Below are 12,896 nucleotides of genomic sequence, written 5' to 3' on the forward strand. Positions count from 1 at the left end.
TTCCATGGCGATCCGGCCTTACTGGAAAGGTTACCTCAAACTGTCGCTCGTCACCTGTCCGGTGCAGATGATGCCGGCCACCTCCGAAAATGAGAAGGTGCGTTTTCACACACTCAACCCTGTTACCCAAAACCGCGTCGTCAGCCACTATGTCGACGCCGTCACCGGCAAGGACGTGAAAGATGAAGACGAAGTGAAAGCCTATCAGCGCGGTGAGAACGAATATGTCTTGCTCGAAGATGAGGAGTTGGAAAACGTTGCGCTTGAAAGCACCAAGACGATCGATATCGAAGTCTTTACGCCGCGCAACAGTGTCGAATGGATCTGGCTCGACACGCCCTACTATCTTTCACCCGACGATCCGGTTGGCCAGGAAGCATTCTCGGTGATCCGCGACGCGATGGCGGCTGAGGACATGGTCGGCATCTCGCGGCTGGTGATCGCGCGCCGCGAGCGCGCCGTGATGCTGGAGCCTCGCGGCAAGGGCATCGTCCTTTGGACCCTGCGTTACGGCGACGAGGTGCGCGACGCTGAAAACTATTTCGATAGGGTGGACGATCAGCCAGCGGACAGTCAGATGATGCCGTTGGTGCAGCAACTCATCAAGAAGCAGACGCAGCACTGGAATCCGAAGATGGCGTCCGACCCGGTGCAGGAGAGGCTGCTCGACCTCATCGAGGCCAAGAAGAAACAGATGAAAAAGCCTGTTAAAGCGAAACCCAAGGGCAGGGAGAAGGCAGAGCCGGCTCCCAGCAACGTCATCAATATCATGGAGGCGCTGCGCAAATCCGTCGATGCCGAGAACCGATCCGGCAGGCATTGAGTGATGACCAGACCCCGGCGCCCTTCCGCCCCCCTCCTTCGAGACTCCAGTTCTTCGATACAATCGCGACCTGTCCGTCGGCGTGATCCGGATCAGCCAAACCTGCCGTTCGATGCAATGCCGTCCAGAGTGGAGCCATGCCTGGCGCTGCTGAAGCAGACGGTGCCGCAAGGGCCGGATTGGCTTTATGAGGTGAAGTGGGACGGTTACCGATTGGCGCTCCACATCGAACCAAAGGGCATTCGCATTCTCACTCGTGGCGGCCATGACTGGACCCAACGATTTCCGACGATCGCCGCAGGGGCAAGAGAACTCGGTGTGTCGAGCTGCATTCTCGACGGAGAAGCCGTCGTCCTCGATGAAGAGGGTCGCTCGGACTTTGGAGCGTTGCAGCGCTCGCTCGGCGGCAGGGGCGGCAAGCGGATCTCAACCGAATCCATATTCTACGCCTTCGATCTGTTGTATCTCGACGGTCACGACCTGACGCGCACGGAACTGTCGGTGCGCCGTCATTTACTGGAAGATCTGATCCCCGAGACCAGTGGCGCCATTCGGTTCTCGCACGAACTGGATTGGGGTGGCGAGGAACTGCTCGAGCACGCATGCCGTCTGGGCCTGGAAGGCATCATCGCAAAACGCAGGGACAGTCCTTATCGGAGTGGCCGCCTCGGGGACTGGCTGAAGATCAAATGTGTTCAGAGCGACAGCTTCATGATCGTCGGTTACGAGGAATCTGCCAGCACCCGCGGCGGGCTCGGGAGTCTGTTGCTTGCGGGTCGAAAGGGTCACGACTGGATCTATGTCGGGTCCGTCGGCACGGGGTTCAATCGAACCGAGGCGGAATATTTGCGCAAGACGCTGAACCGTCTCCAAACGAAAAAACCCGTCGTGCCGCTGAAAGGGAAGCGGCTTGTTTTTTCGCAACCGACCCTCATCGCCGAAATCGAGTTTCGCGGCTGGACGCGTGAGGGCAGCCTACGCCACCCCTCATATAAGGGGCTCCGCGAGATCCAGGATAATGCTGCCGTCTTCGATATGGCTGACGGCCCGGCTGCGATCAGATGAAGTCATTCAGGGCCGCGAGCTGCCCGGCTCCTGGTCACGCGGCATGCTTGCCGGCGCGGCCGAGCCTTTTAATCGCCTGCTCCAAGGGACGCTGCCCCTCGCAATAATCCTTCCAGGCGGACGACTTCGATAGCAAGGCAGGCACGGTTCGGATGGTGAACCTTTTAGGGTCGAGGTCTGATTTCACCTGCGTCCACGTCAGAGGCATCGATACCGTCGCACCGGGGCGGGCTCGAGGGGAAAGCGGCGCTACGGCCGTCGCCATGCGATCATTGCGCAGGTAATCGAGGAAAATGCGACCGCCCCTCAGGCTCTTCGTCATCTTGATAAGGTAGAGATCGGGGTTGTTCCGGGCCATCTGCTGGCAGACGTCGTGCGCGAAGGCCTTTGCCTCGGGCCAAGACAGCGGCTTGCGCTTATTGACTGCAAGCGGGGTCACGACATGCAGGCCCTTGCCGCCCGTCGTCTTGCAAAAGCTGATCAGTCCGAGGTCTTCCAGCCGATCGTGCATTTCGCGGGCAGCGGCAACGACCGTGGCAAAGGGAACGTCAGGCCCGGGATCGAGGTCGAATACCAGACGACCTGGAACTTCCGGTTGACCGGGTTCGCAGTTCCACGGATGGAGTTCGACCGCCGCGATCTGGGCGACCGCGGCAAGGCCTTCGATGCGATCGATCTGCAGGTATGGCTTTTTGTCCCCGAATACCTTGACCAGGTCGAGCAAGTTCGATTGTCCCGGCATCGCATGGCGCTGAAAGAACTGCTCGCCGCCAATTCCATCAGGGGCGCGGATGATAGAGCAGGGCCTGCCCTTGATGTGGTCGATCATCCAGTCGCCGACTGCCTCGTAATAGCCCGCCAATTCTTCCTTCGTGACCGGGGCGCTGCCGTTGGCTTCCGGCCATAATGGTTTGTCCGGGTTTGAGATGAGCACTCCCATGACATCAGCCTTCGCACCCTTACGGCGCGCCGGTGTTTGCCTGGCCTTCGGAACCGGCTCCGCGATGTCCGCTTTGGCGGGTCTTACGGGTGGCTCCGCCTCGACTTCCCTAGCCGGCTTATCTTCGCGCAATCCTTTGAAGGCTGCTTGGCGGACGAGACCGTCCGCGGTCCACCCCTCGAATTCGATTTCGGCGACAAGCTCGGGCTTCACCCAGACGACCTCGGCCTGCTTCTTCGGAGCACCGATACCCGTGAAGGGCGATCTCGCCGTCTCCAGCGCCTTCAGTTTTGGAAGCAACGTTTCGACTTTCTTGGCGCCGTAGCCGGTTCCGACACGGCCGACATAGACAAAATGATCGCCGCGAAAAACACCCGCGAGAAGGGAACGAAACCCGCCGTTGGTCTTGGCGTAGGCGCCGATCACCACCTCGTGCCCCGCCCGGCATTTCGACTTCGCCCAGCTTTCCGTCCGTCCGGATTGATAGGGGGCATCTGACTGTTTTGAGATGATGCCTTCCAGCGAGAGCTTGCAGGCCGATCTGAGGACGGCGTCACCGCCGGTCTCGAAATGTTCGACGTAGCGGATCCGAGGATCGTTGCCGGCCTCGGTGAGGAGCTCCTGCAATCGCCTCTTTCGCTCGATCAGGGGCCTCGAACGGAGATCCTCGCCGCCGTCATAGAGCAGGTCGAAGGCGAAGTAGACGAGACTGGCTGTCTTGCCCTCCGATAGCGCCGCCTGCAGTGCCGCGAAGTTAGGTGCACCTTGCTCGTCGAGAGCGCAAATCTCGCCATCGACGATACAATCCGGAAGCGCAGACGCCGCCTCGGCGATTTCGGGGTACTTGGCCGTCCAGTCGAGGCCTTTCCTGGTCTTCAAGGTGACTTCGCCATCGAGCACGCGCATTTGAATGCGGTAACCGTCGAACTTGATCTCATGGATCCAACCGTCCCCACCGGGCGGTCGCTCGACCTTCTCGCAGAGTTGCGGCGCGATGAAATCGGGAAGATCAACCGCCGTCGCAGTACCGGCGCGCTTTCCCGCACTCGCCTCCGACTGCCGCTCCTCGGCGGCCAATCCGTGATTGCTGTCCCAGACGGCGTCAGCCTGGACCTTTCCGCCCTCCACCATGAACGGTTTCGGCTTGCGCCCCTTGCCGGCTGCGATCATTTCCATGCTGCGGCCTGAGGCCACCGAGGTGACGTTGTCTTCGAGGATGGCAGCACCGTTCTCCTCAACGGAGAACTCGTCATGATGCTTGATCAACAGCCAGTTGGTACGCTTGCTGCGCTCGCGATCGTTGCGCATGCGCACCAGCACGAAGCTCCCATGCAGGCGCTCGCCTTCGAGCGTGAACTTGAAATCGCCCTTGGAAAGCGCCTGCTCCGGGCTCTTCTTCCCCTCCGGTTCCCAATAGCCGCGATCCCACAGCATGACCGTGCCGCCGCCATACTGGCCTTTCGGAATAGTGCCTTCGAAGTCGCCATAGTCGAGCGGATGGTCCTCGACCTCGACCGCCAGCCGCTTGTCATGCGGATCGAGCGATGGCCCTTTGGTGACTGCCCAGCTCTTGAACACGCCGTCGAGCTCGAGCCGCAGGTCGTAGTGCAGCCGTGTCGCATCATGCTTCTGGATGACAAAGCGACGGCGGTTGCTCTGTTTGAGGGACCGCTCGCCGCTGGGCTCAGCGGTCTTCTGAAAGTCGCGTTTTGATCGGTAGGTTGATAGCTTGTCGCTGGCCATGGCTGTTCCCGGACATTCGTTCCTCAAACGAAATAGCGGTGATCGTTGTTCCAGCCGCAGAAGGCGAAGGAGATCGAGGTGCCTCGGGTTTTGAGCTGGCGCGGCTCCTTCCGGGGCCGCGCGACCAATATCTCGAAGTCCGGATCCCGACGTGACCTGCGCACCCTTGACCTTTAGCGGAGTGCGGCGACACGCGTGGGCCGCGCCGGGCGGCGGGTGGCCTGCACCTGCCAGGGTGCCACGACTGCCGGCATGCCGGCTTCGACGCACGCGGCCATGAAAGCCTCCCGCGCGATCAACGGGGCAATAACCCGGTTTAGAGCGCCGCGACAGGTCTTGACAGCTCGCTGGTGGCGCTCTCCGTGGCCCAATGGCCATTCGTTTTCCAGGAAATCCAAGGCATCATAGACGCTCGTAAAAGTTCGTTCCAGGCCGCACTGCAGCCGGACCGTCACTGGACGAGTCCAGAGCACATCGTTCAGCGGCATTTTCTTCCTCCTTTCGATGCCAGCTTGATCCCCAAGAATATTGGAAATGGCTTCCGGCTGTTCAAGACCGCAGCGATATTCCGTTAATGGAGTGAGTCGGATGCTGCCTTCAGGACAAATTCCGCCTGCCGCCGTTGGATGCGAGAGAAAGATTGCAATAGCGCCGCGGCTGGACGCTCGGGGAGCCAGGTCATCCCGGCTCCTCAGTGAAACGCCGTCCCAGCACCATCGCCGAGCGCAAAAATCTTTTGCCGCTTCGCCCGGGAGGGCTATATCCTCTGGTGATCTCACTGGACTGGATTGAAATGACCGACACCGTTCTCGACCGTTTTCTTCGTTATGTCGTTATCGACACCCAATCCGATCCCTCTTCATCGACGCAGCCGACCACCGAGAAGCAGAAGGATCTCGGGCGGCTGCTCGTCGATGAACTGCTGCGGATTGGGCTCTCCGACGCCCATCTCGATGAGCATGGCTATGTCTATGCGACCATTCCGGCCAATAGCGACAAAACAGTGCCGGTTATCTGTTTCTGTTCGCATATGGACACGGCGCCCGACTTCAGCGGCACCAACGTCAAGCCGCAGATCGTCAGGAATTATGCGGGCGGCGATATCAGGCTTGTCGGGGATTCTAGCCGGGTGATCCGCGTCGCCGAGCATCCCGAGCTCAGCAACCAGATCGGCAACGACATCGTCACGACCGATGGAACGACATTGCTCGGCGCCGACGACAAGGCGGGACTGGCGGAAATCATGACTGCGGCTCAGATCCTTGTCGACAATCCCGATATCCGGCACGGAGCGATCAAGATCCTGTTCACGCCAGACGAAGAGGTCGGCCGCGGCGTCAACAAGGTCGATCTGGGTAAACTCGGAGCAGACTTCGCCTATACGATGGACGGCGAGACGGCGGGTCACATCGAGGACGAAACCTTCTCGGCAGACGGCGTCGAGATCAGCATAACAGGCGTGCCAATCCATCCGGGCTTCGCCAAGGACCGTATGGAAAATGCCATCAAGATCGCCGGCGCCATCATCGACCGGCTGCCGAATGACCTGGCGCCGGAGACGACCGAGGGCAAGCAGGGCTTCATCCATCCGGTCGGGGTGACCGGCTCGATGGAGAAGGCGTCGCTGAGCTTCATCATCCGCGATTTCACCGAGGCGGGCCTCGTGGAAAAAGAGGCGATGCTCGAAACCATCGTCAAGGAGGTGATGTCGGCCTATCCCGGCTCGACCTACCATTTCCAGGTGTCGGAACAATATCGCAACATGAAGACGGTGCTCGACCGCCATCCGGAGATTGTCGAGAACGCGCTTGAAGCCGTGCGTCGTGCCGGCATGACGCCGGTGCGCGGCAGCATTCGCGGCGGCACGGACGGCTCGCGCCTTTCCTTCATGGGGCTGCCGTGCCCGAACATTTTTGCCGGCGGCCATGCCTTCCACTCACCGCTCGAATGGGTGAGTCGCCAGGATATGGAAAAAGCGGTCGCAACGATCGTGGAGCTTGCGAAGATCTGGGAAGAGCGCGCTTAAGGCGCTCTTCCTGCTGAACGAAATCCAGTTTCAGCCACCATTTACCGGGAACTCGCCGCGTAGCATCACGCTATCATAGGCGGGACGGGGCGTGGGGATGGCGATCGGCATTCCCGGCTCGGGCGCGATCGAGGGTTCCGGCGGGGTCACCGGCGCGGTTATCCGCATCGGCGCCGTGCTCGCCGTGGCCATGGGATCGGGCGCCGGCAGAGGAACGGGAACGGCCGAAGGGATCAGCGCGTCGAACTGCGGCGGCAGCATGCTTTCGCCGGGCACATAATTCATCGCCACTTCGTAGGAGGGCAGCGGCGGCGGCGTTTCGAGCATTCCGTTGGAGTCGCGCTTCTCGTAGAAGGCGTTGCCGCCGGCGACCGTCACATAGTGCATGTTGTCATAGGGGAATTTCAAACCGTCGGTGTGGAAGAACATCGCATCCTTCACCGCCGGATGGCGCGCACCCTTCAGCAGGATCGCATCGGCCGCCGTGGCGAGTTCTGGTTCGGCCTGCGGCTTGACTTCCCGCGTCATGACCCCAGGCGCAAACTGCTTCTCCTGGGCGACAACACCGCAGATCGACGGTGGATAGGCGCCCGACGTCAGCCTGTTCATGACGACGGTGCCGACGGCCAGATAACCATCCTCGTCGGAATGCTGCGATTCGAAATACATCGCGCGCTTCAGGCAGTCGCGATCCTTGGCGGTATAATTGAAAGTGACTTTCGCCGCTTGAGCCTGTTTTGTCTTTGCCGGCGTCGTCGCCGGCTTCGGTGTTGTGGTGCAGCCTGCGGCCGCCAGTCCTACGAATAAAATCCCGATCAGGGATTTTCCAAAGGAAATCTCCGCCCTCAACGCCAGGTGCCTCCTATGGGATTAGTCCAGCCCTTTATGATTAACGCGAAAAATCTTTTACTCGTCATATGAATGAAATTCAAACAACCTTAGATAACAAAAGGCTGGAAGGACTCGCGTCAAATGCGATTGCGGCGTCGATCCTGCAGCCCACTGCTGCATAAATCCGAAGGGTTAACGAGATATTAAGCAAGGCGCCGTGCGCGCGTCAGGAAGACGCTCGCAATCGAGATCAGCTGCGAAACAGCTTCCAGCGGGTCGGCTTGAACGCGACGCGGTTGCGGTCGAGCCTGTCGGCCTCGCTCGGCGGCAGCTCGATTTCGATATTTGGCCGGTCATTGCCGATATCGAGTTCGATGTGGCGCGTACCGGCGACGCGGCGGCTGGAGACCGGCTGGCCGGCAATGCAGTTTTCCGCCGATTCGCAGAGCCTGACATCATGCGGGCGGAAGTAGAGCTGCGCCGGTCCCTCCGGCTCGCCTTCGGCATTGAGGCCGAGCGAGCGGCCTTCGAAGCGGATGTCGCCGTCCGATATCTCGACCTGCAGGCAGTTCGACTGGCCGATGAAGCCGAAGACGAAGGGAGAGTTGGGATAGTCGTAGACCTCATCCGGCGTACCGACCTGTTCGATCGCGCCCTGGCTCATGACGACGACGCGGTCGGCAAGCTCCAGCGCCTCATCCTGGTCGTGGGTGACGAAAACCGTGGTGTGGCCGGTGCGGTCGTGGATCTCGCGCAGCCATTTGCGCAGGTCCTTGCGGACCTGAGCGTCGAGCGCGCCGAAGGGTTCATCAAGCAGCAGCACGTTCGGTTCGACGGCCATGGCGCGGGCGAGCGCCACCCGCTGGCGTTGGCCGCCGGAAAGCTGCGCCGGATAACGTGTTTCAAGGCCGGAAAGCTGCACGAGATCGAGCAGCTCCAGCGCCCGCCGGCGGATATCGGCCTTCGCCGGACGCCGGGCGCCGCTTCTGACCCTAAGGCCGAAGGAGACGTTGTCGAGCACCGTCATGTAGCGGAAGAGGGCATAATGCTGGAAGACGAAGCCGATATTGCGCTGCTGCACTGATTTTTTCGAAGCGTCCTCGTCGCCGAAGAAGATCTGCCCCTCCGTCGGACTTTCCAGGCCGGCGATCAGGCGCAGCAATGTCGTCTTGCCGGAACCCGAAGGACCGAGCAGGGCGATCAGCTCGCCGGAGCGGATGTCGAGCGAGACATCGTGCAGTGCCGGAAACCGCTCGAATTCCTTGCGAATGTTTTGAACGCGTACTTCCATTGCAAATCCTTCAGTGCCGCCGGCTGGCGGAGATCTCCGCGCTGTAACGCATTTCCAGCAGCGTCTTCAAAACAAGAGTCACGAGCGCGAGCAAGGCCAAAAGCGTGGCCACGGCGAAAGCGCCGGTGAAATTATATTCGTTATAGAGAATCTCGACCTGCAGCGGCATGGTGTTGGTCTGGCCGCGAATATGGCCTGATACCACCGAGACGGCGCCGAACTCGCCCATGGCGCGGGCGTTGCACAGCAGCACGCCATAAAGCAGGCCCCATTTGATGTTCGGCAGCGTTACATGCCAGAAGGTCTGCCAGCCGCTGGCGCCGAGCGAAAGGGCTGCCTCCTCGTCCGCCGTTCCCTGTTCCTGCATCAGCGGGATTAGTTCGCGGGCGACGAAGGGGAAAGTAACGAACATGGTCGCGAGGATCAGCCCCGGCACGGCGAACAGGATTTTGATGTCATGGGCGCTGAGCCACTGACCAAGCCACGTATTGGCGCCGAAGAGAAGGACGAAGACCAGGCCGGAGATGACGGGGGAGACCGAGAAGGGCAGGTCGATCAGCGTCGTCAGGAAGGCCTTGCCCTTGAACTCGAACTTGGCGATCGCCCAGGCGGCGGCGACGCCGAAGACGAGATTGAGTGGCACGCTGACGCCGGCGACGATCAGCGTCAGGCGGATCGCCGAGAAGGTCTCCGCATCCTGCAGCGCTTCTATGAAGGGGCCGGCCCCCTTGCGGAAGGCTTCGACGAAGACGGCGGCAAGGGGCAGCAGCAGGATCAGCAGCAGGAAGATCAGCGACAGAATGATCAGGCTGTAGCGCGCGATCCGGTGTTCCGTTGTCACCGAACGCAGCTTAGCGGGTTGCGCGATCGTATCAAGCGCCATAGCCGTACCTCCGCCTGCTCCAGCTCTGGATGAGGTTGATGACGAGCAGCATGGTGAAGGAGAGGATCAGCATGATCGCCGCAATGCCGGTCGCCGCCGCGTAATTATATTCTTCGAGTTTGATGATGATCAGCAGCGGCGCGATCTCCGATTTGAACGGCAAGTTGCCGGCGATGAAGATGACCGAACCATATTCGCCAACGCCGCGGGCAAAGGCGAGCGCGAAGCCGGTGAGCACGGCCGGCGCCAGCCCCGGCAGCAGGACACGGAAAATCGTCTGGAAGCGATTGGCACCGAGCGTCGCGGCGGCCTCCTCGACCTCCTTGTCGATTTCCTCCATGACCGGCTGCACGGTGCGCACGACGAAGGGGAGGCCGACGAAGATCAGCGCCACGACGATGCCGGCCGGCGTGAAGGCGATCTTGATGCCGAGCGGCGTCAGGAATTGGCCGACCCAGCCGTTCGGCGCATAGAGCGTCGTCAGCGCGATGCCGGCAACCGCGGTCGGCAGTGCGAAGGGCAGGTCGACCATGGCATCAATGACGCGCTTGCCCGGGAAGCGGTAGCGCACCAACACCCAGGCGAGGATGATGCCAAAGACGGCATTGACGACCGCGGCGATGAAGGCGCTGCCGAAGCTGATGCGCAACGCGTTCAGCGTGCGCGGATCGAGCGCGATCGACCAGAATTTCTCCCAGCCGAGTGCGCTCGACCGGACGGCAAGGCCGGAGAGCGGAATGAGGATCAGAAGGGTGAGCCAGGTCAAGGTAAGGCCGAGCGCCATTCCGAAACCCGGAATGACGCTCGGCCGCCTGAACCGCCACCGCGTGGGGCTATGTGCTTTCATGAAGTCTATTATTGAGCCGGCTCGTAGATTTGGTCAAATACGCCGCCGTCGCCGAAGAATTTCGGCTGCGCTTCCTTCCAACCGCCGAAATCGTCGATGGTGGCAAGTGTCAGCTTCGGGAAGCGGGCGATGTCGGCCGGATCGGCGGCTTCGGGCTTGATCGGCCGGTAATAGTGCTTGGCGGCAATTTTCTGGCCCTCGTCCGAATAGAGGTAGTTGAGATAAGCTTCGGCGACCTTTCGCGTGCCCTTCTTGTCGACATTGCCGTCGACGACGGCGACCGGCGGGTCGGCGCGGATGGAGAAACTCGGTGTTACGATCTCGAACTGGTCGGGGCCGAGCTCTTCGAGCGAAAGATAGGCTTCGTTTTCCCAGGCGAGCAGCACGTCGCCAAGGCCGCGCTGAACGAAGGTGGTCGTGGCGCCGCGCGCGCCGGTATCGAGGACGGGAACGTGCTGCAGCAGTTTCGTCACGTAATCCTGCGCCTTGGCGTCATCGCCACCATTCGCCTGCTTGGCCCATGCCCAGGCGGCGAGGAAGTTCCATCGCGCTCCGCCTGAGGTCTTCGGGTTCGGGGTGATCACCTGCACGTCATCCTTGATCAGATCGCCCCAATCCTTGATGCCCTTCGGATTGCCTTTGCGGACGAGGAAGACGATCGTTGAGGTGTAGGGCGTTGAATTGTTCGGAAGCTTCGTCTTCCAGTCTGCCGGGATCTTGCCGGTCGCCTTGGCGATGGCGTCGATATCGCCTTCGAGCGCCAGTGTCACGACATCGGCGTCGAGGCCATCGATGACGGAGCGCGCCTGGGCGCCCGAACCGCCATGAGACGCTTTGATGGTCACGGCTTCACCGCTGTCCTTCTGCCACTTGGCGGCAAAGGCGGCGTTGAAATCCTTATACAATTCCCGGGTTGGATCATAGGAAACGTTAAGAAGCGTCTGATCCGCGAAGGCCGGAGCAATGCTGCCGATCGCGAAGCTGCCCGCCATGACCGCAGCCGCGAGGAGCCGGGTGAGCCGTTGTGTCTGCATGGGAACCCTCCTGTTTATGTCTTACTCTATCAAGTTAGTCGTATAATGAAACGAAACATCTTCCGGTTCTGCCGGGCCAGTTAGAATGTCATTCCATTTCAAGGGAGATTTTGAAATGGAGATGCCGGAGTTGGCCGCGGCCAATCGGGGCCGTTGCCGCCACCCTGCCGCGAAACCGTGTTTTTTTGGCCACAGTTTCTCCACAACAGACGCGGGCGATGCTGATTTTTGCCCGGATTCTGCCGCGATGACATTTGCGGATTCCTATATGGCGGCAGTGCGGTCGTATTTGCCGGCCGCTACGTGGGGGCATCCCTTGAAATGCGCCTCGCATTCCAACCTGTTAGGGCCATTCAAAATGACTATCAGAACTATCCTGTTTGCCTCCGTTGCCGCCCTTGCCGCGGCCTCCGGAGCACGCGCAGCCGACGCCATCGTGGCGGCGGAACCCGAGCCCGTGGAATATGTTCGCGTTTGCGACGCCTACGGCACCGGCTATTTTTATATTCCGGGAACGGAAACATGCCTTTCGATCGGCGGCTACATCCGTACCGAAGTGCGCTTCGGTGACAACATTTCCGGCGATTCCGACGTAAACTTCTGGACCCGCGGTCAGGTCACCTTCCAGGCCAAGAACGACACCGAGTTCGGCACGCTGACCGGCGTCATGACCCTGCGCTACAATGCCGACAACGCCTCCGATCAGGAAGCGCTGCTGGACGAAGGCTATCTCGATATCGCCGGCTTCCGCGTCGGTAAGCTCTATAGCTGGTGGGATGACGACATGAGTGGCGAGACCGATACGCTCGCCAGCAACGAGACAACCCACAACTCGATCCGTTATCAGTACGAGAATGGCGCTTTCGCCGCCGGCCTCTCGGTCGACGAGCTGGAAGAAGACTATGCCACCAAGCCGGGCGAAGGCCCGAACAACTTCGGTGTCGCAGGCCAGGTTTCCTACAAGGCCGGCGCCATCAGCGCTTACCTGCTTGCCGGTTATGACACCGACACCAGCGAAGTCGCCGTCCGCGGCATCGTTTATGCCGACATCGGTCCGGGCACGCTCGGCATCGCCGGCATCTGGGCAAGCGGCGCCAACTACTACTACGAAGAGTCCGAGTGGACGATCGCAGCAGAATATGCCTTGAAGATCAACGACAAGTGGTCGGTCACCCCCGGCTTCCAGTACTTCGAAAACATCGCTCTCGAGGCTGACGGCAATGGCTTCACCGGCGGTAGCGCCTACACGACCGGTGTCACGATCGACTACCAGATCGTCGAAGACCTGCGTTCGAAGCTGAGCGTGCAGTATCACGATGAGGACGAAGGCGACGACGAAGTCTTCGGCTTCCTGCGCTTCCAGCGCGATTTCTAAGATCGCCTGATTGCAGACGAGCGGCGCGGCCTTCGGGC

11 protein-coding genes are annotated in these 12,896 nt (G+C 60.7%); 4 read left to right on the forward strand and 7 right to left on the reverse strand.

Translation table 11 applies throughout. The annotated features are described in order from the left end of the window. The first annotated feature begins 4 nt into the window (after positions 1-4). Together ku and ligD (PYR71_RS07190) are read left to right on the forward strand one after the other, a co-directional pair. Positions 5-823 (forward strand): non-homologous end joining protein Ku, encoded by an 819-nt coding sequence (gene ku, locus PYR71_RS07185; protein ID WP_275618789.1) that lies wholly within the window; start codon positions 5-7, stop codon positions 821-823. Positions 824-826: 3 nt separating this feature from the next. Further along, the gene (gene ligD, locus PYR71_RS07190) at positions 827-1,888 is read left to right on the forward strand and encodes a non-homologous end-joining DNA ligase (RefSeq protein ID WP_275618790.1); all 1,062 of its coding nucleotides are present in this window, start codon (positions 827-829) and stop codon (positions 1,886-1,888) included. 34 nt (positions 1,889-1,922) lie between these two features. Here ligD (PYR71_RS07190) and ligD (PYR71_RS07195) read toward each other — a convergent pair whose 3' ends face one another. Together ligD (PYR71_RS07195) and PYR71_RS07200 are read right to left on the reverse strand one after the other, a co-directional pair. Continuing rightward, the gene (gene ligD / locus PYR71_RS07195) at positions 1,923-4,571 is read right to left on the reverse strand and encodes a DNA ligase D (RefSeq protein ID WP_275618791.1); all 2,649 of its coding nucleotides are present in this window, start codon (positions 4,569-4,571) and stop codon (positions 1,923-1,925) included. A gap of 173 nt (positions 4,572-4,744) precedes the next feature. Then, positions 4,745-5,059: a DUF982 domain-containing protein gene (locus PYR71_RS07200; protein ID WP_275618792.1), complete on the reverse strand. Its 315-nt coding sequence runs from the start codon at positions 5,057-5,059 to the stop codon at positions 4,745-4,747. A gap of 305 nt (positions 5,060-5,364) precedes the next feature. On the opposite strand from PYR71_RS07200, the gene pepT reads away from it, so the two are divergent. Then, positions 5,365-6,597 carry a peptidase T gene (pepT, locus tag PYR71_RS07205; protein WP_275618793.1) on the forward strand — a complete coding sequence of 411 codons (1,233 nt, stop codon included), beginning with the start codon at positions 5,365-5,367 and terminating at the stop codon, positions 6,595-6,597. Between the two features lie 30 nt (positions 6,598-6,627). On the opposite strand, the gene PYR71_RS07210 is transcribed toward pepT, so the two are convergent. From PYR71_RS07210 to PYR71_RS07230, 5 genes are all read right to left on the reverse strand, one after another. Further along, positions 6,628-7,446 carry a cell wall hydrolase gene (locus PYR71_RS07210; RefSeq protein ID WP_275618794.1) on the reverse strand — a complete coding sequence of 273 codons (819 nt, stop codon included), beginning with the start codon at positions 7,444-7,446 and terminating at the stop codon, positions 6,628-6,630. A gap of 232 nt (positions 7,447-7,678) precedes the next feature. After that, complete coding sequence (locus PYR71_RS07215; protein ID WP_275618795.1) at positions 7,679-8,719, reverse strand: sulfate/molybdate ABC transporter ATP-binding protein; 1,041 nt, start codon at positions 8,717-8,719, stop codon at positions 7,679-7,681. Between the two features lie 10 nt (positions 8,720-8,729). Next, complete coding sequence (gene cysW / locus PYR71_RS07220) at positions 8,730-9,602, reverse strand: sulfate ABC transporter permease subunit CysW (protein WP_275618796.1); 873 nt, start codon at positions 9,600-9,602, stop codon at positions 8,730-8,732. Beyond that, on the reverse strand, positions 9,592-10,449 hold the full coding sequence (gene cysT / locus PYR71_RS07225; RefSeq protein ID WP_275618797.1) for a sulfate ABC transporter permease subunit CysT: 858 nt from the start codon (positions 10,447-10,449) through the stop codon (positions 9,592-9,594). Before cysT ends, cysW begins: the two co-directional genes overlap by 11 nt. Positions 10,450-10,457: 8 nt before the next feature. Then, the gene (locus PYR71_RS07230) at positions 10,458-11,483 is read right to left on the reverse strand and encodes a sulfate ABC transporter substrate-binding protein (protein ID WP_275618798.1); all 1,026 of its coding nucleotides are present in this window, start codon (positions 11,481-11,483) and stop codon (positions 10,458-10,460) included. Positions 11,484-11,841: 358 nt separating this feature from the next. Between PYR71_RS07230 and PYR71_RS07235 the strand changes: the two genes are divergently transcribed. Next, positions 11,842-12,858, forward strand: coding sequence for a porin (locus tag PYR71_RS07235; RefSeq protein ID WP_275618799.1), 1,017 nt, complete (start codon positions 11,842-11,844; stop codon positions 12,856-12,858). The last annotated feature ends 38 nt before the right edge of the window (positions 12,859-12,896 follow it).

The organism is Rhizobium mulingense, assembly GCF_029194105.1.
Lineage (GTDB): Bacteria > Pseudomonadota > Alphaproteobacteria > Rhizobiales > Rhizobiaceae > Rhizobium > Rhizobium mulingense.